The sequence below is a fragment of the Actinomadura sp. 7K507 genome (assembly GCF_004348425.1).
In the GTDB taxonomy this organism is placed as follows: Bacteria; Actinomycetota; Actinomycetes; order Streptosporangiales; family Streptosporangiaceae; genus Spirillospora.
This window is the reverse complement of the sequence record NZ_SMKK01000018.1, coordinates 26,277-49,085: the sequence shown is the minus strand read 5'-3', so window position 1 is coordinate 49,085 and position 22,809 is coordinate 26,277. Positions and strand designations below refer to the sequence as shown.

The 22,809-nt window shown below is 70.9% G+C and carries 22 protein-coding genes and 1 riboswitch; of the genes, 8 read left to right on the top strand and 14 right to left on the bottom strand.

Annotated elements, in window-relative coordinates:
- Window positions 1-11: 11 nt before the first annotated feature.
- Together metE and E1285_RS06730 are read right to left on the bottom strand one after the other, a co-directional pair.
- Entirely contained in the window at window positions 12-2,297 is a 2,286-nt protein-coding gene (gene metE, locus E1285_RS06735) for a 5-methyltetrahydropteroyltriglutamate--homocysteine S-methyltransferase (protein ID WP_132149180.1), read from the bottom strand.
- Window positions 2,298-2,404: 107 nt separating this feature from the next.
- Window positions 2,405-2,605, bottom strand: a riboswitch (cobalamin riboswitch).
- A gap of 72 nt (window positions 2,606-2,677) precedes the next feature.
- Window positions 2,678-3,058 carry a DoxX family protein gene (locus E1285_RS06730; protein WP_132149178.1) on the bottom strand — a complete coding sequence of 127 codons (381 nt, stop codon included), beginning with the start codon at window positions 3,056-3,058 and terminating at the stop codon, window positions 2,678-2,680.
- Window positions 3,059-3,210: 152 nt separating this feature from the next.
- On the opposite strand from E1285_RS06730, the gene sigJ reads away from it, so the two are divergent.
- Entirely contained in the window at window positions 3,211-4,143 is a 933-nt protein-coding gene (gene sigJ / locus E1285_RS06725) for an RNA polymerase sigma factor SigJ (protein WP_132149176.1), read from the top strand.
- A gap of 42 nt (window positions 4,144-4,185) precedes the next feature.
- A complete protein-coding gene (locus E1285_RS06720) occupies window positions 4,186-4,944 on the top strand; it encodes an SDR family oxidoreductase (protein ID WP_132149174.1) in 759 nt (252 codons plus the stop codon).
- 75 nt (window positions 4,945-5,019) lie between these two features.
- On the opposite strand, the gene E1285_RS06715 is transcribed toward E1285_RS06720, so the two are convergent.
- The 5 genes from E1285_RS06715 to E1285_RS06695 all read right to left on the bottom strand — a co-directional run bounded on the left by E1285_RS06715 (window position 5,020) and on the right by E1285_RS06695 (window position 8,077).
- Window positions 5,020-5,850 (bottom strand): TIGR03620 family F420-dependent LLM class oxidoreductase, encoded by an 831-nt coding sequence (locus tag E1285_RS06715; protein ID WP_132149172.1) that lies wholly within the window; start codon window positions 5,848-5,850, stop codon window positions 5,020-5,022.
- 72 nt (window positions 5,851-5,922) lie between these two features.
- Window positions 5,923-6,312 (bottom strand): VOC family protein, encoded by a 390-nt coding sequence (locus E1285_RS06710; RefSeq protein ID WP_132149170.1) that lies wholly within the window; start codon window positions 6,310-6,312, stop codon window positions 5,923-5,925.
- Window positions 6,313-6,434: 122 nt separating this feature from the next.
- The gene (locus tag E1285_RS06705) at window positions 6,435-6,821 is read right to left on the bottom strand and encodes a hypothetical protein (protein ID WP_207946447.1); all 387 of its coding nucleotides are present in this window, start codon (window positions 6,819-6,821) and stop codon (window positions 6,435-6,437) included.
- Window positions 6,822-6,943: 122 nt separating this feature from the next.
- On the bottom strand, window positions 6,944-7,375 hold the full coding sequence (locus E1285_RS06700) for a quercetin 2,3-dioxygenase (RefSeq protein WP_132149168.1): 432 nt from the start codon (window positions 7,373-7,375) through the stop codon (window positions 6,944-6,946).
- A gap of 60 nt (window positions 7,376-7,435) precedes the next feature.
- Window positions 7,436-8,077: a DNA alkylation repair protein gene (locus E1285_RS06695; RefSeq protein ID WP_207946448.1), complete on the bottom strand. Its 642-nt coding sequence runs from the start codon at window positions 8,075-8,077 to the stop codon at window positions 7,436-7,438.
- A 167-nt stretch (window positions 8,078-8,244) separates the two neighbouring features.
- Here E1285_RS06695 and E1285_RS06690 point away from each other — a divergent pair, with 167 nt between their 5' ends.
- Window positions 8,245-11,313, top strand: coding sequence for an AfsR/SARP family transcriptional regulator (locus E1285_RS06690; protein ID WP_165966488.1), 3,069 nt, complete (start codon window positions 8,245-8,247; stop codon window positions 11,311-11,313).
- Here E1285_RS06690 and E1285_RS06685 read toward each other — a convergent pair.
- The 4 genes from E1285_RS06685 to E1285_RS06670 all read right to left on the bottom strand — a co-directional run bounded on the left by E1285_RS06685 (window position 11,295) and on the right by E1285_RS06670 (window position 15,578).
- Entirely contained in the window at window positions 11,295-12,116 is an 822-nt protein-coding gene (locus E1285_RS06685) for an ABC transporter permease (RefSeq protein WP_132149162.1), read from the bottom strand. The two genes, E1285_RS06690 and E1285_RS06685, sit on opposite strands and share 19 nt — an antisense overlap.
- 49 nt (window positions 12,117-12,165) lie before the next feature.
- A complete protein-coding gene (locus E1285_RS06680; protein ID WP_132149160.1) occupies window positions 12,166-13,122 on the bottom strand; it encodes an ATP-binding cassette domain-containing protein in 957 nt (318 codons plus the stop codon).
- A gap of 118 nt (window positions 13,123-13,240) precedes the next feature.
- Window positions 13,241-13,549, bottom strand: coding sequence for a hypothetical protein (locus E1285_RS06675; RefSeq protein ID WP_132149158.1), 309 nt, complete (start codon window positions 13,547-13,549; stop codon window positions 13,241-13,243).
- Between the two features lie 109 nt (window positions 13,550-13,658).
- Complete coding sequence (locus tag E1285_RS06670) at window positions 13,659-15,578, bottom strand: serine hydrolase domain-containing protein (protein ID WP_132149156.1); 1,920 nt, start codon at window positions 15,576-15,578, stop codon at window positions 13,659-13,661.
- A 66-nt stretch (window positions 15,579-15,644) separates the two neighbouring features.
- On the opposite strand from E1285_RS06670, the gene E1285_RS06665 reads away from it, so the two are divergent.
- On the top strand, window positions 15,645-16,181 hold the full coding sequence (locus E1285_RS06665; RefSeq protein WP_132149154.1) for a helix-turn-helix domain-containing protein: 537 nt from the start codon (window positions 15,645-15,647) through the stop codon (window positions 16,179-16,181).
- A gap of 61 nt (window positions 16,182-16,242) precedes the next feature.
- On the opposite strand, the gene E1285_RS06660 is transcribed toward E1285_RS06665, so the two are convergent.
- Together E1285_RS06660 and E1285_RS06655 are read right to left on the bottom strand one after the other, a co-directional pair.
- Entirely contained in the window at window positions 16,243-17,559 is a 1,317-nt protein-coding gene (locus E1285_RS06660) for a phosphotransferase family protein (RefSeq protein WP_132149152.1), read from the bottom strand.
- 112 nt (window positions 17,560-17,671) lie between these two features.
- On the bottom strand, window positions 17,672-18,298 hold the full coding sequence (locus E1285_RS06655) for a TetR/AcrR family transcriptional regulator (protein ID WP_132149150.1): 627 nt from the start codon (window positions 18,296-18,298) through the stop codon (window positions 17,672-17,674).
- Between the two features lie 141 nt (window positions 18,299-18,439).
- On the opposite strand from E1285_RS06655, the gene E1285_RS06650 reads away from it, so the two are divergent.
- The 4 genes from E1285_RS06650 to E1285_RS06635 all read left to right on the top strand — a co-directional run bounded on the left by E1285_RS06650 (window position 18,440) and on the right by E1285_RS06635 (window position 22,357).
- Window positions 18,440-19,021: a VOC family protein gene (locus E1285_RS06650; RefSeq protein WP_132149148.1), complete on the top strand. Its 582-nt coding sequence runs from the start codon at window positions 18,440-18,442 to the stop codon at window positions 19,019-19,021.
- Window positions 19,005-19,643, top strand: coding sequence for a carboxymuconolactone decarboxylase family protein (locus tag E1285_RS06645; protein WP_132149146.1), 639 nt, complete (start codon window positions 19,005-19,007; stop codon window positions 19,641-19,643). Before E1285_RS06650 ends, E1285_RS06645 begins: the two co-directional genes overlap by 17 nt.
- Before the next feature lie 5 nt (window positions 19,644-19,648).
- A complete protein-coding gene (locus tag E1285_RS06640; protein WP_132149144.1) occupies window positions 19,649-20,803 on the top strand; it encodes an acyl-CoA dehydrogenase family protein in 1,155 nt (384 codons plus the stop codon).
- Between the two features lie 390 nt (window positions 20,804-21,193).
- Window positions 21,194-22,357 (top strand): RNA-guided endonuclease TnpB family protein, encoded by a 1,164-nt coding sequence (locus E1285_RS06635; RefSeq protein ID WP_165966487.1) that lies wholly within the window; start codon window positions 21,194-21,196, stop codon window positions 22,355-22,357.
- A gap of 73 nt (window positions 22,358-22,430) precedes the next feature.
- Here E1285_RS06635 and E1285_RS06630 read toward each other — a convergent pair whose 3' ends face one another.
- Window positions 22,431-22,652: a cell division protein SepF gene (locus E1285_RS06630; RefSeq protein ID WP_165966486.1), complete on the bottom strand. Its 222-nt coding sequence runs from the start codon at window positions 22,650-22,652 to the stop codon at window positions 22,431-22,433.
- Window positions 22,653-22,809: the final 157 nt, after the last annotated feature.

The window sequence follows — 22,809 nt, the reverse complement described above, 5'->3', positions numbered from 1 at the left end:
CGGCCAAGGATTCAGCCGGTCACGTCGTCGCGGACGCGCCGCGCCGCCACGACCAGGTTCCGCAGGGACGCCTCCGTCTCCGGATAGGCGCGGGTCTTCAGCCCGCAGTCGGGATTCACCCACAGCCGCCCCGGCTCGACCGCCCGCAACGCGCGCCGCAGGTTCTCCTCCATCTCGCCGGCGGCGGGGACGCGCGGGGAGTGGATGTCCCACACGCCGGGCCCGATGCCGTTCTCGTACCCGGCGGCGCGCAGGTCGCCGACCAGCTCCATGTGCGAGCGGGCCGCCTCCACGCTGGTGACGTCGGCGTCCAGCGCCCCGATCGCCCCGATGATCTCGCCGAACTCCGAGTAGCACATGTGGGTGTGGATCTGGGTGGTGTCGTCGACGCCCGACGTGGCCAGGCGGAACGCCCCGACCGCCCAGTCCAGGTAGGCGGGACGGTCGGCGTCCCGCAGCGGCAGCAGCTCGCGCAGCGCGGGCTCGTCGACCTGGATGATCCGGATCCCGGCCGCCTCCAGGTCGGCGATCTCGTCGCGGAGGGCGAGCGCGACCTGCCGGGCGGTCTCGGCGAGCGGCTGGTCGTCCCGGACGAACGACCAGGCCAGCATGGTGACCGGGCCGGTCAGCATCCCCTTGACCGGCCTGCTGGTGAGCGACTGCGCGTACGTCGCCCACCGCACGGTCATCGGCCGGGGACGCGCGACGTCGCTGTGCAGGATCGGCGGCCGCACGTAACGCGACCCGTACGACTGCACCCACCCGTGCTCGGTCGCCGCGTACCCGTCGAGCTGCTCGGCGAAGTACTGCACCATGTCGTTGCGCTCGGGCTCGCCGTGGACGAGCACGTCCAGGCCGAGGTTCTCCTGGAGCGCGATGACGCGGGCGATCTCGTCCTTCATCGCCTGCTCGTAGGCGTCCCCGGTGATGCGCCCGGCGCGGCGGTCGGCGCGGGCCCGGCGGATCTCGGCGGTCTGCGGGAACGAGCCGATCGTGGTCGTGGCCAGCTCGGGCAGGCCGAGCGCGTCCCGCTGCGCGGCGAACCGGACGGCCCGGTCGCCCCGGCGCGTGTCGCCGATCGACCCGAGCCGCTCGCGGACCGCCCTGTCGGTTCTCGCTGCAGGGTCGATTCTCGGTCCACGGTCGGTTTTCGGCGCGTGCGCCTCGGCGGCCCCCTCCGTCGCGTCCGCCGCCTGGGCCTCCTCGCGCAGTGCCCGTCCGAGCGCGACGACCTCGGCGACCTTCTGCCGGGCGAACGCGAGCCGTCCCCGGACGTCCGGGTCCAGCGACGTCTCGGCGTCCAGGTCGATCGGGACGTGCAGCAGCGAGCAGGACGTGCCCACCACGAGCCGGTCGACGAGGCCCAGCAGCGAGGCGCAGGTGGCCTTGGCGCGGCGCTGGTCGGCGCGCCACACGTTGCGGCCGTCCACCACGCCCGCCACGAGCGTCTTGCGCGGAAGCCCGCCGACCGACGCGAGGACGTCGAGGTTGCCGGGACCGGCGACGAAGTCCAGGCCGATCGCCTCCACCCGGCTGCCGGCCAGGATTCGCAGCGCGCCGGTGCCGATCGTCCCGAAGTACGTGGTGACCATCAGGCGCGGCCTGCTGGTCAGCCGCCCGAGCCGCGCGTAGGCGCGGGCGAGCGCGTCGATCTCCTCCTCGGTCCGGTCCGCGGCGAGGGCGGGCTCGTCGAGCTGCACCCACGCGGCCCCGGCCCCGGCCAGCCGCTCCAGCACCTCGGCGTAGACGTCCACGAGCCCGTCGAGCAGGTCCAGCGGGCGGAACCCCGCCGTCGAGGGCTTGGCCAGCAGCAGGTACGTGAGCGGCCCGACGAGCACCGGCCGCGTCTCGATACCGAGCGCCCTGGCCTCCCGGTACTCGGCCAGCGGTTTGGCCGCCGCGCCGTCCGCCAGCCGGAACCTGGTGTCCGGGCCCAGCTCGGGGACGATGTAGTGGTAGTTCGTGTCGAACCACTTGGTCATCTCGAGCGGCGGGACGTCCTGGACGCCGCGCGCCATCGCGAAGTACCGCTCGAAGCCGGTCAGCCGCCGGTATCGCTCGGGGACGGCGTCGACCAGGACGCTCGTGTCGAGCACCTGGTCGTAGAAGGAGAACGTGTTCGACGGGATCGTGTCCAGACCGGCGTCACGGAGCTCGTTCCAGACCGTCGCGCGCAGTTCCTCGCCGGTCTTGGCGAGCGCGCCGGCGTCGGCGCGTCCCGCCCAGTAGTCCTCGGTGGCGAACTTCAGCTCCCGGCGCGCCCCGATACGGGGGTATCCGAGGATCGTCGTGCTCATGGCGGCTTCCCTCGCTGTGCCACGGGCGGCCCGCGAAAGGGAATGCGCACGGCGGATCAGCCCCGTGCCGCAGACCTTCCCACGAGGCCGCAGACCCACCGCGCACCGGCCGGTGCGCGGGCGGAGGCAGGTCTTCGGACTCGCGGGCGCCGCCTCGTCCCTCGAGGCGTCCTACTGGCCGTCGCTTCCCAGGCCGCTCGGCCCAGTGCGTGATGACGGCGTTCGTTCCCACTCACCGCTGCGGGGCAGTCCCGGACTCGCACCGGGTTCCCTCTTGCGACACCCGAACCCTCACAGGCCCGGATGAACCATCCGCACCCCGGAGTCTACCGGGCCGGGTTCGGGACGGATCAGCCGGTGACTGATGAGCCGGTGACGGATCAGCCGGTGAAGGACTCGGGGCCGAAGCGGCCCCAGGCCGTGAGGGCGGCCAAGGTCAGGAAGGTCATGGTCGCCACGACCGCCGGGAACTCGCGGCGGCGGGCATGCGTGATGGCCGCGCAGAGCATCAGCGACACCACGCCGACGGCGGCCAGCGGCACCAGGACCGGGGCGATGTCGAGCGCGGCGGGCAGGACGAGGCCCGACGCGGCCAGGATCTCAAGGACGCCGACGGCCTTGATGGTGCCGTCGCCGAAGCCTTCGAGAGCCCCCATGCCGGAGGCGGTCAGCTTCTCCTTGGACTGGGCCAGTTTCATGATGCCACTGGCGAGGAAGATCACGGCCAGCAGCCCCGCGATGATCCAAAGGGCGATGTTCATCGGTTCTCCACAGGTCGCAACTGCGTGCAGGGTTGTAGGTGACGGCAGTTCGACGACCGACCCCTCCGGAATGTGAGGCGCGGCGACCTCACGGTTCGGCGGCGTGTTCCGTCGAACCGGTGAGGGCAGCCGCGACCGAGGGAGCCGACACGATGACCAGCCGACCAGAGCCAGGACCGGCCCCGGGCCGCCCCTCCGACCCGAGCCTGAGCGCGATCATGAGCGAGCGGCGCCGGCTGATCAACCTCGCGTACCGGCTTCTGGGCTCGCTGGCCGAGGCCGAGGACGTGGTGCAGGAGACGTACGCCCGCTGGTACGCCATGTCCCGGGAGCAGCAGGAGGCGATCCGCTCACCCGGCGCCTGGCTGTCGAGGGTCGCCGGCCGCATCTGCTTCGACATACTCGGCTCGGCGCGGGCCCGGCGGGAGCGCTACGTCGGGGAATGGATCCCGGAGCCGCTGCCCGAGCCCGCGGAGTGGGGCGACGGGCGGCTGGAGACCGACCCGGCCGACCGCGTCACGCTCGACGAGTCGGTCAGCATGGCGTTCCTCGTCGTCCTCGAATCGATGACCCCGGCCGAGCGGGTCGCGTTCGTCCTCCACGATGTGTTCCGCTACCCGTTCGCCGAAGTGGCCGAGACCGTCGGCCGCAGCCCGGCGGCCTGCCGCCAGCTGGCCACGTCCGCGCGCCGCCGCATCCGCGCGGCCCAGGCGCCCGTGACCCCGGCGGCCGGGCAGGCCGGCATCGTCAGGGACTTCAAGGAGGCGTGGGAGGCCAAGGACATCAACGCCCTCATCGCCCTGCTCGACCCCGACGCCACGGTGATCGCCGACGGCGGCGGCATCGTCTCCGCCGAACTCCACCCGATCGAAGGCGGCGAGCGCGTCGCGCAGGTCTTCATCGATGTCGCTGGCAAGGCACCCGGCCTGACGGTCCTGGAACGCACCGTCAACGGCCAGCCCGGACTGGTGGCCCAGCTGGACGGCGTCACCGTCGTGGTGGTGGCGTTCGACGTCGAAGGCGACCGCGTCAAGCACATCTGGGCAGTACGCAACCCCGAAAAGCTCCGCCCCTGGACGCAGTGACGCATCCTGGCCCGGCACCGATCGAACGCTGAGAGGGAAGCCATGAACCGGTCCTATGTCGTGACCGGCGGTGGACGGGGAGTCGGCCGAGCCATCGCCGAACGCCTGCTGGACGGCGGAGGCAAGGTCGTCGTGATCGAACTCGACCCGGCGGCGGTCGAGTGGACGCGCGACCGTCTGGACATGATCCCGGTCGTTGGCAGTGCCGCGGACCAGAGCGTCGCGGACCGGGCCGCCGACCTGGCGCAGGAGGCGGGAACGCTCGCCGGCTGGGTCAACAACGCCGCCGTCTTCCGCGACACGGAAAACCCGTCCGCGGACGAACTCCTGAACCTGATCGCGCTGAACTTCGACCCCGCCGTGGTCGGCTGCGTGACCGCCGTCCGCCGTTTCCTGGATGCCGGGACGGGCGGCGCCATCGTCAACGTCTCGTCTCACCAGGCGCAGCGTCCGGTGCGCGGTTCCCTGCCGTACGCGACGGCGAAGGCGGCGACCGAGGGTCTCACCCGCGCCCTGGCCGTCGACTACGGCCCGCACGGCATCCGGGCCAACGCCGTCGCGCTCGGCTCGATCACCACGGAACGCTACGAGCACTTCCTCGGACGCCAGGCTCCCGGCGAGGCCGCGCGCATCGAGAACGAGATGCGGCTGCTGCACCCGGTCGGCAGGGTCGGGCGCCCGGACGAGGTGGCCGCCGCCGTCGCCTACCTGCTCTCGCCCGAGGCGTCCTTCGTCAACGGTGCCGTCCTTCCCGTGGACGGCGGCCGCCACGCCGTCGGCCGCGATCCCGAGGAAGCCTGACCGGCCACGGGCCCGTCAGTCCGGTTGGCCGGTGGCGGCCATCGTCTCCCGCTCGTAGGTGAGCAGGCAGACGGCTCAGCCGATCAGGGCGCCGGCCAGGGTGCGCAACTGCTCGCGGGGGTCGGCGTCCGGGGTCGCCGGCTGCACGGTGAGCACGACCTGGTCGGCGCCCGCGTCGAGGTGGCGCTTCAGGCGGGCGGCGACGGCGTCGACGTCGCCCCACGCGACCACGTTGTCGAGCAGGTGGTCGCTCGTCTCCGCGATGTCCTCCTCGGAGAAGCCCATCCGGCGGAGGTTCTGCGGATAGCCGCCGACCTGCGACAGGAACCCGATGGGCTCGCGGACGGCGTCCCTGGCCCGCCTCGGATCGCTTTCGAGGACGACGTACTCCATCACGGCGAGGGACACCTCGTCGCCCAGCGCCTGCCGGGCCCGCGCGGTGAACTCCGGGGTCACCAGCAGCGCGATCGCACCGGACGCGCGGTCGCGGGACAGTTCCATCATCCGCGGGCCCAGCGCCGACAGGATGCGGGCATCGGCCGGGACCGGCGGGTCGGCGGCGTCCAGGGCGTCGAGATAGTCGTTCATGGTGCGCAGCGGCCGCTCGCCCTGCACACCGCCCAGGCCGGTGATCAGCCGTCCCGGATCGGTGGCCTCGACGTCGCGGCGCAACTCGACCACGGCCTCGGGCCCGTGCACCCGCGCGGGGATGATCGCGCTGCCGACCGGGATCGTCTCGGTCGCCCGGATGACCTCCCGCAGCGGGTCCAGGGTCTTCAGCTGGCCACCGGCGATCCAGATCGCCGAGTAGCCGAGTTTCTCCAGCATGGCCGCGTCGTCGAGGTGGCCGCCGTCCGAGCGCACGTCCAGGGTCACGCCGATGGGTCCCAGGTTGAGCCGTGTCATGCGTCAGTGCCTTTCGTGACGGGTCTCCTTCACCGGACAGGCACCACGCTAATTTCTGAACCTAACTTGAGGTCAACCGGCGGTGGTGACCTTCCAGAGGTGGCCGTCCGGGTCGCTGAAGTAGCCGAAGTACCCGCTCCACTCAGCGGCGGCCGCCGCCTTGACGACGGTGCCGCCGGCGGCCTCGGCGGCGCGCATGACCTCGTCGACTTCGTCCCTGGAGTCGGTGATGAAGTGGAACGAGACGCCGCGGAACCCGGACCCCTCCGGGGAGACGCCGGCGTCCTGTGCCGCCGCCTCCCGTTCGTAGAGCGCCAGCATCGAGGAGCCGTCGCCCAGGCGGCACCTGACGAAACCGGGGTAGTCCTGGTCGGGCTCGCAGCCCAGGCCTTCGACGTAGAACTTCCTGGCCCTGTCGACGTCCTGGACGCCGAGCATGATGGCACTCACCTGCAGTGACATGGTCGCCTCCTTCGGTCTGCTCCCATGTTCTGCCACGCTAGGGCGGCCGGTGAACCGGCGCTTCTCGATTCCTGACCGGTCTGGCCACCGGCCGCCGGTAGCGGGCTGGAGGAACCGCTTCGCTACGCGAAGGGCGGGGCTGCGGCGGTGATGGCTCGGGCTTGTGCCACCGCGTGCGCGGCCCATGCGCTCGACTGGGGGCCTGGAGGGAAGCGGGCGTCGTGGTGGAAGCCGGGGCCGGTCACGGAGACGGAAACGAAACCCACGTAACGGCGATCCTTCATCAGGAGAAAAAGCAGGCCCAAAAAGCAGAACCAGACGAAGACGACGGCCAGCACGATGCCCGTGGTCGAGATTCCTTCGGTGATCTGGGTGGAATCCTGAACGGTCCACATGGTGCCCTGCAGCGGAAATTGCCCGTACGGAAGAATGACGTGCGTGCTGGTGAGGGCTATGTCGCCGATTTGCAGCAGAACAGGCTCGGCGCCGCCCTGAGGAACCGGGTACATACACTCACCTCTGCTCGAAGGAGCCGCCCGCTGTCCCGGGGGATCGCCTCATGCTATTGCGCATTCCCGGGCCCGGCAGCCTTTCGGCGTGACCGATCATGTGCTCGGCGGCGCCCGGGGCGTCAGCCCGGTGCGGGGGCGGGGCCGAGGAATTCGACGTCGTAGCGGGCCGCGGCCGCGGCGAGCCTGCTCAGCTCGTTCCGGGGATCGGCGTCCGGTGTCGCGATCGCCGCGACCTCCTCGAAGAACGCCTCGAACCCTGCCGGCATGACGAGGCAGAGGTGCCGGCCGCGTTCCGAATGGACCTGATAGCCGTGCGGCACGTCTCGCGGTCCCCAAACCCAGGTGCCCGGAGACGCCGTGATCACGTCGTCCCCGACGAAGACGCTGTACTCGCCCTCGATGACATAGAACGCTTCATCCTCGCGGTGGTGCACATGGAGCGGTGGCATTGCGCCTTTCGGGCCTGTCACTTCGACAGCGCCGATTACGCCGTTGGTGTCGCTCGTGGACGCGAGAATCGTCATCGTCTGCTTGAAGAACCGGATCGGCACCCTGCCCTCATTCCCGGCCGGCCTACTCGCTGAACCTCGGCCGGGGCGGGAGCCCGTCCGTCAGTCGTGCCGGCGGCGCACGATCTCGGTGATCCAGAGGGGCGCGAACGGGGACGTGCAGCCCGGAGAAGTCGGGTAGTCCTTGAGCACCTCCAGGCGTTCACCGATGTCGATCGCGCGGGCGCGGTGCTCGGCGTGCTCGATCCCGATACCGCCCAGGCACTCGTTCATCGCCCACTGCAGCCGGTCCGGAGCGTCCTTCATCTCGGCCTCGATCACATCGAGCAGTCCTGGGAGGTCGAGGCCCTCGGGCTTCTTCGTCACGCGTTCGGTGGTCAGTGCCCAGCCGGCGCTCGCGACCACCGGATCCGGATCGTCGAACCAGGCCAGGCGCAGCTCTTCGGAGTGCGGGTTCTTCTTCACCACGTAGTTCACGAGCCAGTCGTGCACCTTGGGCGTGCGCGCCTCGCGCACCATGACGTCCAGCTCGTCACGCCCGAACGCCTTCGGACGGCAGATCAGGAGCGCCAGCAGCCGCGCCGCGGTGTCGCCGGTCTCCCAGAGCCGGGACGCGAGTTCCTGCTGCGTCTTCAGCCGCTTCGCGAGCGCGCGCAGCTTGCCGAGGTTCACACCGTGATCGTCACCGTGCTTCTCGTTCACCGCGCGTATCTTCGGGTCGTCGAGTTCGGCCAGCTCGGCCATCACCTCGGCCACCGTCTTCTCGGCGGGCTTCGTTTCGGCCACCTCAGCCTCCTGTGCCTCGAATGACGAGGGCCTGCAATTGTAGGCCGCGATCGGCGCTCGTCTCCGGGATGATCCCACTCGGGCAGTATGGAGCCATGCGGGTTGAGGTCCTTGGACCGTTGGTCGTGACGGACCGGGGGGCGGACGTCGCGGTCGGTGGGGCGCGGCTGCGGACGTTGCTGGTCAGGCTGGCGCTGGAGGCCGGGCGGACGGTCACCGTCGACGCCCTCGTCGACGCGCTGTGGCCGGACGGTGGGCCCGGCGATCGCGTGCATGCGTTGCAGGCGCTCGTCTCCCGGTTGCGTCGATGCCTGCCGGCGGGACGGCTGCGGTCGGTGCCCGGCGGCTATGCCCTGGACGTGGAGTACGTGGACGTCCCGGAGTTCGAGCGGCTGGCGGGGGAAGGCGGCAGGGCGCTCCGGGACGGGGACGCGAAACTCGCCGGCGCGCGGCTGCGGGACGCCCTGGAGCTGTGGCGCGGTGACGCGCTGGCGGACGCGGCCGGTGTGCCGTTCGCGGACGCGGCGGCCGTCCGGCTGGAGGCGCTGCGCGTGTCGGCGACCGAGGACCGGGTGGCCGCCGAGCTTGCCGTGGGGTCCGAGCCGGGGCCCCTGGTGGCGGAGCTGGAGGAGCTGGCGGCGCGGCATCCGTTGCGTGAGCGGCTCCGCGTCCTGCTGGTCGAGGCCCTGCACCGGGCGGGACGGTCCGCCGAGGCGCTGGCCGTGTTCGAGAAGTTCCGGGGCCTCCTGGCCGAGGAACTCGGCGCCGATCCCGGGCGCGAGTTGCAGGACGCCTATCTGGCCGTCCTGCGGGCCGTCCCCCAGGAGCCGGTGCGCGGGAACCTGCGGGTGCCGCCGACCAGCTTCGTCGGCCGCGAGGGCGAGCGCGAATGGGTGGCGAGGCGGCTCTGGGAAGGGCGGCTCGTGACCTTGACGGGGCCCGGCGGCGCGGGCAAGACGCGGCTCGCGACCACGGTCGGGGCGGAGCTGTCGGGGCGGTTCCCCGGCGGGGTCTGGCTGGTGGAGCTGGCCGCGGTCGGTGACCCAGCCGGGGTGCCAGGGGCGGTCGCGGACGTGCTCGGGCTGCGGGACGGGACGAGTCCTCGCGCCCAGCGCCTGGTCGAGGTGCTGTCCGCCGACGAGACGCTGATCGTCCTGGACAACTGCGAGCACGTCGTCGCGGCGGCGGCGCGGCTCGTGGACGATCTGCTCGGCACCTTCCCCGGCCTGCGCGTCCTCGCGACGAGCCGGGAACGTCTCGGCGTCGACGGTGAGGCGCTGTGCCCGGTGCCGCCGCTCGACGCGGAGCCCGGCAGGCGCGACGCGTCGGCGGTGCGGCTGTTCGCCGAGCGCGCGGGTGCCGTCCGGCCGGGGTTCGCGGTCACCGGAGACGGCGCCGAGACGATCGGCGAGATCTGCCGCCGGCTGGACGGGCTGCCGCTGGCGATCGAGCTGGCGGCGGCGCGGATGCGGTCGATGTCGCTGGAGCAGCTCGCGGCTCGCCTGGACGACAGGTTCCGGCTGCTGAACGGCGGGAACCGCACGGCCCTGTCCCGGCACCGGACGCTGCGCGCGGTCGTCGCGTGGAGCTGGAACCTGCTGGACGACGACGAACGCCGGTTCGCCGAGCGGCTCTCGGTCTTCCCCGGCACGGTCACGCCGGAAAGCGCCGCGTGGGTGGCCGGCCATCCGGACGCCCCGGACGCCCTGGACGCCCTGGACGTCCTCGACGCATTGGCCGACCGGTCGCTGCTCCAGGTCGTCGAAGGGGCCGAGCCGCGTTTCCGCATGCTGGAGACCATCCGGGAGTACGGGCGGGAGCGGCTGGCGGAGGCCGGGGAGATCGACCGGGTCCGGGCCGCGCACCTGGCGTGCTTCCTGGAACTGGCCGAGCGGGCCGAGCCGCATCTGCGGCGTGCCGAGCAGCTCGAATGGATCGACGTCCTCGCGGCGGAGCGCGACAACCTCCTCGCCGCGCTCCGGTTCGCCATGGACGGCGGCGACGCCGGGTCGGCCGTCCGGCTCGGTGCCGCTCTGGCGGTGTTCTGGATGATCCAGGGCGACCATGCCGAGGCGGCGCGGCGGTTGCGGGATGCGCTGAACGTGCCGCGGCTCGGGCCCGTCCCCGAAGGCGCGGAGGTGGTCGTGCTCGGCGGGTATGTGTTCAACACCGTCCTGTCCGGCGGCGACGCCCGCGATGACCCGTTGATCGGCAGGCGGCGCGCGGACGTGGCGCATCCGCTCGCCGCGCTGATCGAGCCCGCCGCCGCCCTGCTCGTCGACGACACCGCGGGCGGCCTGGCCGCGATCGACCGGCGGCTGCCCGAAGCCGACCCGTGGACGCGTGCGGCGTTGCATCTGATGCGCGCGATGCTCCACGGAAACCGGGGCGAGATGCACTCGGCCCACGACGACCTCGCCGTCGCGCAGGCGGGGTTCCGCGAGTCGGGCGAGCGGGCGGGGCTCGCCCTCACGCTCACCTTCTCGGCCGAGACCCAGACCGTCCTCGGGCGGTTCGACGACGCCGTCGCCCTGCTGGACGAGTCGATCGCGCTGCTGCGCGAGCTGGGACAGGACGACGGCGCCGGCATGCAGCGGGTCATGCTCGCCGTCGCCCGCGCCCGCTCGGGAGACGTGAAGCGGGCGCGGGACGAACTGTCGGCGATGCTCGCCCCGGGGGCGGGGACCCCGGCCCGCTACCTGGTGTCCGTCCGGCTCGCGCTCGGGGACCTCGCACGTCACAGCGGCCTTGCGGGCGAGGCGCTGGGGCACTACGACGCCGCCGAGCACGAGCTGGACCGGGTGCCGTCCTACCCGCAGTACCGCTCGCTGCTGGAGGCGGCGCGGGGACAGATGGCGATCGACCGGGACGATCCCGACGCGGCGCGGCGGCACCTGCGCCGGGCGCTCACCCTTGCCGTCGACGCGCCGGACATCCCGATCGCCGCCGCCACGGGCTTCGCCGTCGCCCGCCTGCGCGCCGCCGCGGACCCGGACGCCGCGGCGGAGATCCTCGGCGCCGCGTCCGTCCTGCGTGGCGCGCCCGACACGCATAACCCCGACGTCGCGTCCGTGACCCGGCGGCTGCGCCGGGCGATGGGCGAGCGCGCCCACGACGCCGCCCACGCCCGCGGCGGACGGCTGGACGTTCCCGGCGCGCTCGCCCTGCTGGAAGATCAGCTGCGGCGCCGGTAGGCGTACACGGCCAGGGGGGCGAACACGACGAGGAACCCCGCCGACCACAGCAGCGTCATCGTCGCCGGATGGGCGACCGGGCCGCCGATCAGCAGCCCGCGCGAGGCGTCCACGGCCTCGCTGACCGGGTTGATCTTGACCCATGCCTGCAGCCAGCCCGGCAGCGTGTCCGTCGGCACGGCCATGTTCGTCCCGAACGCCAGCGGGAAGATCCCGAGGAACGCCACCGTCGTCACGATGGCCTCCTCCTTGATCAGGACCCCGATGAGGACGTTGAGCCAGCCCAGAGAGAAGCCCAGCACGGTCGCCAGCAAGACCGCCGCCACCGCCGAGAGCGGATCGGTCTGGACGCGGAAACCCATCAGGTAACCGGTCGCGAACAGCACGGCCGCCGCAAGGACATACCGGATCAGATCGCCCAGCACGATGCCGGTCAGCGGCACGGACCGCCCGATCGGGAGGCTGCGGAACCGGTCGAACACGCCCTTCTTGATGTCGGTGTTGATGCTGAGCCCGATGGACAGCATCCCCACGAGCAGCATCGTCATCACCAGCACGCCCGGGAAGATGTACTGCAGGTAGTCCTGCGTGGACCCGGACACCGCTCCGCCGAACAGATACACGAACAGCAGCAGGAAGATGATCGGCATGAACAGCGCGTCGCTGAGCAGCCCGGGGCTGCGCCTGGTCTTGGTGAGGCTGCGTCCCGCGAGCAGCAGACTGTGCCGGACCAGCCGGTAGGGACGCTTCGACGGGGCCCCGGCACGCGCGGCCACACCGGATTCGAGAACGACGTCACTCATACGTCCTCCTTGCGGACGGCGGTCTCCCGCTCTCTCCGGTTCGGTGTGCTCATGCCGCCGCCTCCTCTTCGGTGCGGTGGCCGGTCAGGGTGAAGAAGACCTCGTCGAGGCTGGGCAGCCGGAGCGACAACTCCGTGGCGCCGATGTCCGCGGCCTCCAGCCGCTGGACGACCTCGGCGAACGCTCGCTCGGTGTCCCCGCTGACCGGCACGCTGACCACGTCCCGGCGGAGGGTCTCGGCGCCCCGTCCCGACACCGCGTTCAGGATCGCGGCGGCCTCGACGAGCCGGCCCGGGTCGCGCGGCCGCACGGTGATCGTCTGGCCTCCCGCGATCCGCTTCAGCTCGGCGGGGGTGCCGTCCGCGATGACCGCGCCCCGGTCGATGACGGTGATCTCGTCGGCGAGCGCGTCGGCCTCCTCCAGGTACTGGGTGGTCAGGAGGACCGTGCCGCCGCCGTCGGTCATCGAGCGGATCAGCCGCCACGCCTCCTCCCGCTTGCCCGGGTCGAGGCCGGTCGTCGGCTCGTCCAGGTAGATCACGGCCGGACGTCCGATCATGCTCGCGGCCAGGTCGAGACGGCGGCGCATCCCGCCCGAATAGGTGGAGACGCGGCGTCCGGCGTCGTCGGTCAGCTCGAACCGCTCCAGCAGCTCGGCGGCTCGGGCCTGCGCCTCCGCCTTGCGCAGGTCCAGCAGCCGCCCGATGAGGACGAGGTTCTCGGTCGCGGTGAGGTCCTCGTCGACCGACGCGTACTGCCCCGTCAGCCCGATCAGCTCCCGCACCTTCGCCGCGTCCCGGACGACGTCCAGCCCGCAGACCTCGGCCCTGCCCGCGTCGGGACGCAGCAATGTCGCGAGTATCCGTACGGCGGTCGTCTTCCCGGCTCCGTTGGGCCCGAGGACGCCGAGGACCGTGCCCGGCCGCGCCGCCAGCTCCACCCCCGCCAGCGCGGCCGTCTTCCCGAATCGTTTGACCAGGCCATCGGCCTGAAACGCGTAACTCATACCCTGGAGGCTGCCGCCCCCCGCTCACAAACCCCTCACAGGCCGCGCCCCCCTGGTCAGGGTGATCGTCGGCGGGAGCGAGGCCCCCGCCCGCTCCGGCGTCCCGCCCCCGGGGACGTCACTTCACGTCGAACTTGACCTCTTGCCCCTTCACGGAGGTGACCTCGATCTGGACGCCCCCGACCTGTGCGCGCTGCCCCACCGGGATCTCGGTCGGCGCCGACCCGCCCGCCGAAACCGTCATCCCGCCGTCGCCGATCTGGGAGACCGTCACGTTCAAGTCGTTGATCTCGATCGTCTGCCCCGCGCCGGACACGGTCACATGGCACTCGCCGTTACTGCATGAGTACGAGTTGCTCTGGCACCCGCTGACCAGCAGTGCACCGCCGAGCACGATGGCGGACAGAACCGGAGCCGAACGGAGCATGTGCCCTCCCCCTGGTGAACCTGATGTCGGGGGAATAGATGCTTCAAACCCGTCCACGGTTCCCTCGGTGCCACAAACCGCGCAAACCGCAACCTCTGCCGGCCGAGGGTCATGCCGGAAAGAAGAGGTGGTAGTAGCGGGCGACGCCGAGAAACGCGATCATGCCGAGGGTGACGACGGTGAGGTGCGCCCTGGCCGTTCCGTTCCACCACCGGTGCCGCCAGGCGAGCGCCGCGTACGTCATGGAGACCGCCACGCCCACGACGGTGAGCACCGGCAGGACCAGCCAGAAACCCGAGGCGGTTCGACCGGACATCGCCGCCACGCTCGCGGCGACCACGGAACCGACGATGAGGAATGCCGTGACGGCCGCACTCGAACGCGCCATGCGCGGCCCCCGGTCGGACCGCGCGGTCCTGCGACGTATCCGGCGGATCAGCGCCGCGACCGGCCACGCCAGCATCGTCAGCAGGAGCAGCAGGCCTGTCCCGGCAACCGTCAAATGCAGGGCGGGCGATTCATACCAGGCTGTGCGCTCGAAGACGAAAACGTAGTAGCCGTAGGACGTGGCGACCGAGAAGCCGTTTCCGTCATCGTTCTTCGTGAAAGCCAACTGCTGGCGACCATCGCGCTCGTGGAACAGGCCGTCCCCGACCGGGTACCAGGCCTGTCCGGCGCCATCGGGATCGGTCGAGAAACCCGTCGTCGTCAGACCGCCCTTGCCGTCCGCCTTCACCCGGAGGTCGGCGGGGGCCGAAAGGAGGGCGAACAGCAGCGCGGGATCATCGCCGTTGAACTTGGTCCAGCGATAAGTTCCGGTGTATTGCCGCAGGTCCGGCTCGTCGACCTGCCGGGCCGCCGTTGCCTCCGCCGGTACGAACCGCTTGAGGAACTCGTCGCGAAGTTCAAGCCGCGCCGAGTACGCCCCGCCGAACAGGGGGTTCTCGCCGATCCCGTCGCCGTTGTAGGTGACGAAGACGCCCATGCCGCGCTCGGGGAGGAGTGTCAGCATGCTGTGGCTGCCCGACCCTTCGCCGGAATGGCCGAGCAGCCGCCTGCCGTCATCGCGCGCTTCGGTGAACGGAAAGGTCAGACCGGGAAACCGGGGGTCCTGCCCGAACTGCCGCCGCTGCATCGACTGGACCGTCGGTCGCTTGAGGATCCGCACGTCGCCGACGGCCCCGCCACCCAGTTGCGCGAGCATGAACCTGCTCATGTCGGTGGCCGTCGAGACGACCCCGACGCTCGGAGCCCGGTTCTCGAAGCCCCGCTCCGCTTCGGTCATCCGGCCGTCCTCGACCGTGTAGCCGTTGGAGCGTTCCTTGATCCGGGCGGCCTCCGGGGGAGACGTGGCGAAACTCGTGCTGGACATGCCCAGCGGGCTGAAGATGTGCTTCTCGACGTACCGTTCGAAAGCCATCCCGGACCGCATTTGCACGAGGTAGCCGGCCAACTCGAAGCCGTAGTCGGAGTACGAGTGGACGGTGCCGGGAGGCCGCACGCGGTCGGGCTCCGCGGCCGCGAGATGGTCGCCGAGGTCCGGCCGGTTCGTCGTGCTGCTCCCGATCAGGGGGTCTTCGAACCCGGCGGTGTGGGTCAGCAGATGGGCCAGCGTGACCGGTTTGCCCGGATAGGTATCCCTGATCTTGAACTCGGTCAGGTAGCGGTTGACGTCGGCGTTCAGGTCGAGCCTGCCCTGCTCGACGAGCTGCATGACGGCCGTCGCGGTGATCAGCTTGGACACCGAGTCGATGTGGAACCTCGTCCGGTCCGCCTCGACCGGCCGCTCGGCCTCGACGTCCGCCTGGCCGTATCCCTTGGCGAGGACCTGCCGGCCGTCCGCCACGACCGACACGGCGGCGCCCGGTAGGCGGAAGTCGGCCAGCTGCCGCGACACCAGGTCGTCCATGAAGGTGCGGACGTCGGGCCCGCGCAGCGGTTCCCCGGCGGCGGACGCGGCCGGCGGCAGGCCCACGAGCCCGACCAGGAGCGCGGCGAACAGTACTGCGACACGGGCTGGTCCCGTCACGGCTCTCCCAGGTAGATTGGTATCAACATCGATAACGATACTATTATCATAAATGAGAATGATGCCATGGCTTCCACCGATTCGTCCGCCGCGGACCTGCTGCTGCACCCGGTGCGCTGGCGGATCGTGCAGGTCCTCCAGGGCCGCGAGCTGACCACCGCGCAACTACGCGGCCTGCTCACCGACGTCCCGCCCGCCACGCTCTACCGGCAGATCGCCACGCTCGTGCAGGCCGAACTCGTCCACGTCGTCCACGAACGCAAGGTCCGGGGCGCGGTGGAACGCACCTACGCGCTGAGGAACGAGGACGAGTTCATCGGCGAGGAAGCGGCCGGCGCCCTGGACCGCGAGCAGCACCGCCACCTGTTCCGGATGTTCACCGAACATCTGCGCGTCGACTTCGAGCGCTACCTCGAACGCGCGAACGCCGACCCGGCCGCCGACGCGGTGACCTACCGGCAGGCCGCCCTGAACCTCACCGGCGACGAGTTGTCGGCACTGGCCGGGGAACTGTCCCGCGTACTCGCGCCGTACCTCGACCTAGAGGCCGCCCCGGACCGCACCCGGGTCATCCTGACCACCATCCTCATGCCGGACGACTGACCCACGCTCGGGTGCTTGAGGATCATCCGGACGACGTGCTCCTAGTCGCGACGTCGGAGTCCTAGGTCCAGTCGGTGGCGAGGTGGGCCGGGTTGGCCACGGTTAGCTTCTCGGTTATCGAGGCCCTTACCGCGGCCACTACCTCGTCTTTCCGGTCGTCGAGGGTGCCTTCGCGGATGGCCTTCGCCAGGTCGGCGTCGGAGTCGCAGCCCAGGTTCTGCAGGCGGGCCTGGTGGGCGGCCTTGTGGGTTTCGCCTAGGAGGAGCTCCCGGCGGGCTATGCGGAGGGCCGACGCGGCTACGCGGGCGTGGAAGCGGAGGCGGTCGTCGGGCTGCTCGGCCTCGATGAGGAAGGCGCCTACCGCGTCGATGAGCGTGGACGCGTCAGGTCGGTCGTGGGGCGGTGTCACCGTGTTCCGCGCGGACTTCAGCGGGTCCTGGACGGTTGCCGGTTCGGTCAGGCCGAGGGTCAGCAGGAGGTCGTGCTCCTGTTCGCAGACCTTCCGGCCCAGGACGGCGTACTCGATGGAGAGGTCAGAGCCGCTCAGGAAGCGCTCGGCCTGGTGGCGGCACAGGATCGCCCAGCGGAGGGTGCCGTAGACCTCCCACCAGTGGAGTTCTTCAGGGGTGGGCGGGGTTCCGCCTGCTTCGGCGTAGCCGGCCAGGAGGTCTTCGCGGGAGCCGAAGCCGCCGACGGGGTGGGGGGAGCCGAAGCGCCAGGCCTTCACGCAGAGCCAGCCGAGGTCTTCGGCCGGGTCGCCGGTGTGGGCGAGTTCCCAGTCCAGGACGCCGGTCACGCCGGTCGTGTCGATCATCAGGTTGCCGTTGCGGAAGTCGCCGTGGACGACCGTCCGGCGGCCGGACGCGGGCGGGCGGTGCTCGTGCAGCCAGCGCAGGGCGAGTTCGACGGAGGGACGGGGTTCGTCGAACTCCTCGTAGTAGGCGGTGATCGCGGTGAGCGGGTCGTCGCCGGGAAGGCCGGGGACGGGCGCCATCGTGTGCAGGCGGGCCAGGATGCCGCCCAGCTCGCGGGCGAGGCGGGGGCGGACGCCGGCGAGCCGTTCGTCGCGCAGGAGGCGGCGGGGGATCGTCTCGCCGTACAGCCGCTCCATGATCAGGTAAGGCGAGCCGGCCAGGTCGTCGCCGTGGTCGACCACGTGGGGGACGGGCACGTCCGCGGACGCGGCGGACACCAGCAGGGCGGCCTCGCGGGCCATCGCGTCCGGGTCGGGGAACGCGGGCGGGTCGCGGCGCAGGATCAGCGGGCGGCCGTCCGCCTCGAACGACCACGTTTCGCGGCTGGCGCCGCCCGACAGCCGATGCAGGTTCGACACGGCCGTGCCCAGGCGGGCGGCGAGGGCCTGCTCCAGGGCGTTCATGCGCGGCCCGCGCGCTGGGCGGCGGCCATGAAACGGTCGGCGAGTTCCACGGGTCTCCTTGTCGAGGGTCGGGGCGGCGGATTCAGGGCGGCGTGGGTCAGGGCGGCGGGGGTCAGGTCGGAAGGCCGAGGGCGCGGACGGTGACGGCGTCGAGGGTGTCCAGAAGGCGTTCGGTGTCGGCGTTGTCGTCGCCTTGGACGAGCCACAGGTACAGCGAGTGGTCGACCATCGCGGCGAGCGCGCGGGAGGTCATCTCAGCGTCGAGGTCGGAAGGGACGATACCGGCACGCTGCCATCGTTCGATCGCCTTCACCGAGCGGTTCCAGGCCGCCGCGCGGTGCTTGCGGCGCATCTCCTGGAACTCCTCGTTGAACGTCGCGACCTGCTCGATGATCGCCATCATCTTCGCGTTGCGCCGGTACGCCTCGTAGTAGGCGCGGTTGGCGCGGCGGACGCGGGCGCTGGGGGAGGGGCCCGCGGCCGGGACGAGGTCGTGGTGCGTCATGTCCTCGAAGAGCCGGTCGGCGACCTCCAGGAACACCGCCTCCTTGGACGGGAAGTACGTGTAGAAGGAGCCGTAGGCCACGTTGGCGTGCCGCGTGATGTGCGCGACGCGGGTCTCCGGGAAGCCGCGTTCCTCGAACACTTCGCGCGCGGCGACGATGAGGCGTTCCCGGGTCCGGGCGCCGCGCTCGGTCAGCGGTGCCTGCTGACCTGCTGGATCGTCCCCGCCGCCCATGACCGCTGACCCCTCCGCCGGGTTGACAAACCGATGCTGGCAGGAAGAGTATCCGAGAATCGAGTAAGTTGATATGACAGTCAAGTCAACTTCTGGGGAGGCGCGGGGCCGCGACCCCCGCACCCTCGACAGGGAGGTCCCATGACCACCGGAAACACCGAGTTCGAACTCGGTGGCATCAACCACCTGGCGCTGGTGTCGTCCGACATGAAGCGGACCATCGACTTCTACTCCGGTGTCCTCGGAATGCCGCTCATCAAGACCCTGGATCTCCCGGGCGGCATGGGCCAGCACTTCTTCTTCGACTGCGGCGGCGGCGACTGCGTGGCGTTCTTCTGGTTCCCGGACGCGCCCGACCCCGTCCCCGGCATCTCCGCGCCGAAGGGCCGCCCCGAAGAGGGCGAACTGCTCAGCGCGGTCGGCTCGATGAACCACGTCGCGTTCCACGTCCCGGTCGAGAAGTTCGAGGACTACCGTCTCAGGCTGAGGGACAAGGGCGTCAAGGTCAGCCCGATCCTGAACCACGACGACAGCGAGTACGGCGTGTCCCGCGAAATGGACGAGGGCGTGTTCGTCCGGTCGTTCTACTTCCAGGACCCGGACGGGATCCTCCTCGAATTCGCGTGCTGGACGCGCACGTTCGACGAGTCCGACGTCTCCCACGAGCCCAAGACCGAAGCCGACCGCACCCTTTCCAAGGAGAAGCATGCCGCGACTGCGTGAAGTCCCCCGCGCCGAGGTGACCGACGAGCGCATTCTCTTCTTCTACGACCACCTGTTCGCCCCCGACCGCGACCCGGCCGTCGACCACGGCACCGCGACCGGGTCGCCCGGCGACTGGTGGACGGTCTTCGCGCAGTCCCCGGAGGTGTTCCGGCATGCCGTCCGCGGCTTCGCCCTGTACCGGAACGCCGAACTGGACCCCGCCCTCCGCGAGCTGGGCCAGTGCCGGGCCGGGTGGGCGCGCGGCAGCCAGTTCGTCTTCTCGCAGCACTGCAAGCAGATGCGGGCGCTCGGCATGCCCGAGGAGAAGATCGAGGCGATCCCGCACTGGCAGACGGCCGACTGCTACTCGCCGCTGGAACGCGCCGTCCTCGCCTACACCGACGGGCTCGTCCTGGACGGCGGCCGGGTCGCCGACCGGATCTTCGACGTCCTCAAGGAGCACCTCTCCGACAAGGAGATCCTCCAGCTCACCTACATCACCTGCATGTACGACATGCACGCGGTGATGTCACGGGCGCTGCGGGTGGAGTTCGACAACCGTCCCGAGCCGATCGTCGAGGTCGCCGCGCCCGAGGGCTACGGCGACCGCGACATCTCCGCCGACCTGACCGGCGGGTGAAGCCGATGCTGTTCTCCGTGCCGGACCGGGTCCGGGACGTCCGCGACGCGGTCCACGAGTTCATGACCGAACGCGTGGAGCCGGCCGAGCCCGAGCTCAACGGCGGCGACGTGGGGAGACTCCGGCAACTCCAGCAGGAGGCCAAGGACGCGGGCCTCTGGGCGCTCGGGCACCCCGCCGAACTGGGCGGCGGGGGCCTCCCCTTCCTCGACTACGTCTACGTCAACGAGGTGCAGGGCCGCTCCGAATGGGGCCAGATCGCCCTCGGCACGTTCACCCTCCAGGACTCGCTCATGCTGCACAAGCACGCGAGCCCCCGCTGGCGTGAGCGCTACCTGGCCCCGATGGTCGCGGGCGAGGTGTCGCCGAGCTTCGCGATGACCGAGCCCGACGTCGCCGGCTCCGACCCGACCCAGCTGCGGACGACGGCCGTCCTGGACGGCGACCACTGGGTCATCAGCGGCCGCAAATGGTTCACGACGAACGCCGCCAACGCCGCCTACACCACGGTCATGTGCCGCACCGAACCCGAGGACACGGCCCCGCACCGCGCCTTCAGCATGATCGTCGTGCCGACGGACACGCCCGGCTACCGCATCGTCCGGGACACGCCCGTCCTCGGCATCAACGGCGGCCACTACGAGGTCGCCTACGACGACGTGCGCGTCCCGGCGGACAACCTGCTCGGCCCCCGCGGGCACGGCTTCGTCATCGCCCAGGACCGCCTCGGCCCCGGACGGATCTTCCACTGCATGCGGTGGCTCGGCCAGGCACAGCGCGCCTTCGAGCTCATGTGCGCCCGCCTCGGCACCCGCGTCGCCTTCGGCGAGCCGCTGTCGGCCAAGCAGCTCATGCAGCAGCACGTCTTCGACTCCTACACCGAGATCCAGGCGTCCCGGCTGCTGACCCTCCAGGCCGCCGAGCAGATCGACGCGGGGAGCCAAGCCCGCATCGAGATCGGCGCCATCAAGGTCGTCGGCGCCCGCATGCTGCACAACGTCGTCGACCGCGCCATCCAGGTCCACGGCGCCATGGGCCTCACCGACGACACGCCCCTGTCGCGGATGTACCGCCACGCCCGCGAGGCCCGCGTCTACGACGGCCCCGACGAGGTGCACATCCAGACCACCGCCCGCCGCATCCTCCGGTCGATGCCCTGACCCTCACCCGCCGGGCCCCGCCCGCCGGGCGAGCGACCGCCGCCGTCCTCGGCACTCATCCTGATGGGGAGTGCAGCCCCGGATACGGCGACAGCGGTTGCAGCCCACGCACCTGAGGAGAACTCGTTGAGCGACCTTCCCGGGGCCGCGGGACTCGCCGAGGCCCTGCACCCCCACACCGGAGCGCTCTGATCGACGGCGGACAACCCGAGGCCGGTTCCCTGATGCGGGGGCTGTCCTGCTCGACCACGACGTCCTGGCGCGTGGCTGCGGACGACGTGGAGAGCCTGGACCCGAGAGATCCCAGGCACCACCCCGTCGGGGCCTCCCTCGGCGGCGGAGGAACCGTGCGGAATGCGGGTTGTCGGTGGGTGTTGGTATGGTCACGCTGTGAAACTCGCCGTGCAGGTTAGGTTGCTGCCGACGGCCGCGCAGGCCGCCGCGCTGGCCGAGACCCTGCACGCCTGCAACGCGGCCGCGAACCGGGTGTCGCAGGTCGCGTTCGACACCGGAACCACGCGCAACTACGACCTGCGCAGGGCCACCTACCGGCAGGTGCGGGAGACGGGGATCGGGTCGCAGGCGGCCCAGCATGTGATCAAGAAAGTCGCTGACGCCTACACCACCCTGCGCGCCAACCTCCGCGCCGGGAACCTCGGCCGCACCGGTTCCAAACGCCGCATCCGCGCCGAGGGCAAACCGATCGTGTTCCGGCCAGATGCGGGACAGCCGTTCGACCAGCGGAACCTGTCGATGGCGGTGGACGCGGGCACGGTGTCGATCTGGACCACCCGGGGCCGGTGCAAGGACATCGCCTTCGCCTGCTCCACCAAGGCGCGCATGGCACTGACAAGATACCCGCATGGGGAGTCGGACCTGCTGTACCGGGACAGCAGATGGCTGCTGCTGGTCACCGTCGAAGTCCCTGAACAGCCTTTGAACGAAGAGCCCTCCGGGTTCGTCGGGGTGGACCTGGGCATCGAGAACATCGCGACCACCTCGGGTGGGTACCGGGCGGCCGGGCGCGGGCTGAACCGGCACCGGGCCCGCCAGGCGGCCTTGCGCCGCCAACTGCAGAAGAAGCGAACCAAGGCCGCCAAGCGCGTGCTGAAGCGGCGGCGCCGTAAGGAGCGGCGGCGCGCCACCGACGTCAACCACTGTGTTTCGAAACGGATCGTGGCCGAGGCTGAACGCACCGGATATGGGATCGCCCTAGAAGAGTTGACGGGCATCCGCTCCCGGGTACGGCACCGCAAGCCCCAACGGGCCGCCTTCCATTCGTGGGCCTTCGCCCAGCTCGCATCGTTCATCTGCTACAAGGCCCGCCGCGCCGGAGTCCCGGTCGTGTTCGTGGATCCGGCCTACACCTCGCAGACCTGCGCCGACTGCGGTCACGTGAGTCGCCTTAACCGGGTGGATCAGGCGTTGTTCATCTGCCGGGGCTGCGGCGTCGTTGCGCACGCGGACCGGAACGCTTCCCGCAACATCGCCCACCGGGCTGCTGCTGCGTGGGATGCGGGGCGGCAGTCATCCGCCCCTGCATCCGACCCCTGACTGGGGGCGGGTGCTGGATGCGGCAGGCCGACCCGGCAACCAGCCGGGACCTAGCTGCAAGCTCGGTTCAACGTCAGGGCCGAGAAGTTGACGGCTGGAGGAGGAAGAGCCTGCGGTCGACGCGGTCGAGGGCGCCGCCGCGGCCGAAGACGAGGCCGGTGGCGAAGTCGACGAGCTGTTTGGCCTCGGCGTCCGGGAGGTTGGTCAGGTCCATGAGGACGGGCACGCCCTTGCGGAAGAAGTGCCCGACGTACAGGACCTCGTTGTAGTTCTGGGGGCGCAATGACTTGACCACCGCCCTAGTCTGCCCGTCCACCGGCCAGGGTCAAGAGCGGGTCTGGACGGGCAGGTCGCGGCGGCGTGGCGGCTCGCGGCCGGGACGGAAGCCCGGGGATATGGCGTGACGGTGGTCCCCGTTTTTCAGGTGGCTTGAGTTTCTCCTGAAGATCAGC

What these genes read in the sequence shown, in the direction of transcription:
- metE (WP_132149180.1), bottom strand. Translation starts at nt 2,297, where the DNA reads ATGAGCACGACGATCCTCGGATACCCCCGTATCGGGGCGCGCCGGGAG.
- E1285_RS06730 (WP_132149178.1), bottom strand. Translation starts at nt 3,058, where the DNA reads ATGAACATCGCCCTTTGGATCATCGCGGGGCTGCTGGCCGTGATCTTC.
- sigJ (WP_132149176.1), top strand. Translation starts at nt 3,211, where the DNA reads ATGACCAGCCGACCAGAGCCAGGACCGGCCCCGGGCCGCCCCTCCGAC.
- E1285_RS06720 (WP_132149174.1), top strand. Translation starts at nt 4,186, where the DNA reads ATGAACCGGTCCTATGTCGTGACCGGCGGTGGACGGGGAGTCGGCCGA.
- E1285_RS06715 (WP_132149172.1), bottom strand. Translation starts at nt 5,850, where the DNA reads ATGACACGGCTCAACCTGGGACCCATCGGCGTGACCCTGGACGTGCGC.
- E1285_RS06710 (WP_132149170.1), bottom strand. Translation starts at nt 6,312, where the DNA reads ATGTCACTGCAGGTGAGTGCCATCATGCTCGGCGTCCAGGACGTCGAC.
- E1285_RS06705 (WP_207946447.1), bottom strand. Translation starts at nt 6,821, where the DNA reads ATGTACCCGGTTCCTCAGGGCGGCGCCGAGCCTGTTCTGCTGCAAATC.
- E1285_RS06695 (WP_207946448.1), bottom strand. Translation starts at nt 8,077, where the DNA reads ATGGCCGAGCTGGCCGAACTCGACGACCCGAAGATACGCGCGGTGAAC.
- E1285_RS06685 (WP_132149162.1), bottom strand. Translation starts at nt 12,116, where the DNA reads ATGAGTGACGTCGTTCTCGAATCCGGTGTGGCCGCGCGTGCCGGGGCC.
- E1285_RS06680 (WP_132149160.1), bottom strand. Translation starts at nt 13,122, where the DNA reads ATGAGTTACGCGTTTCAGGCCGATGGCCTGGTCAAACGATTCGGGAAG.
- E1285_RS06675 (WP_132149158.1), bottom strand. Translation starts at nt 13,549, where the DNA reads ATGCTCCGTTCGGCTCCGGTTCTGTCCGCCATCGTGCTCGGCGGTGCA.
- E1285_RS06665 (WP_132149154.1), top strand. Translation starts at nt 15,645, where the DNA reads ATGGCTTCCACCGATTCGTCCGCCGCGGACCTGCTGCTGCACCCGGTG.
- E1285_RS06660 (WP_132149152.1), bottom strand. Translation starts at nt 17,559, where the DNA reads ATGAACGCCCTGGAGCAGGCCCTCGCCGCCCGCCTGGGCACGGCCGTG.
- E1285_RS06655 (WP_132149150.1), bottom strand. Translation starts at nt 18,298, where the DNA reads ATGGGCGGCGGGGACGATCCAGCAGGTCAGCAGGCACCGCTGACCGAG.
- E1285_RS06650 (WP_132149148.1), top strand. Translation starts at nt 18,440, where the DNA reads ATGACCACCGGAAACACCGAGTTCGAACTCGGTGGCATCAACCACCTG.
- E1285_RS06645 (WP_132149146.1), top strand. Translation starts at nt 19,005, where the DNA reads ATGCCGCGACTGCGTGAAGTCCCCCGCGCCGAGGTGACCGACGAGCGC.
- E1285_RS06640 (WP_132149144.1), top strand. Translation starts at nt 19,649, where the DNA reads ATGCTGTTCTCCGTGCCGGACCGGGTCCGGGACGTCCGCGACGCGGTC.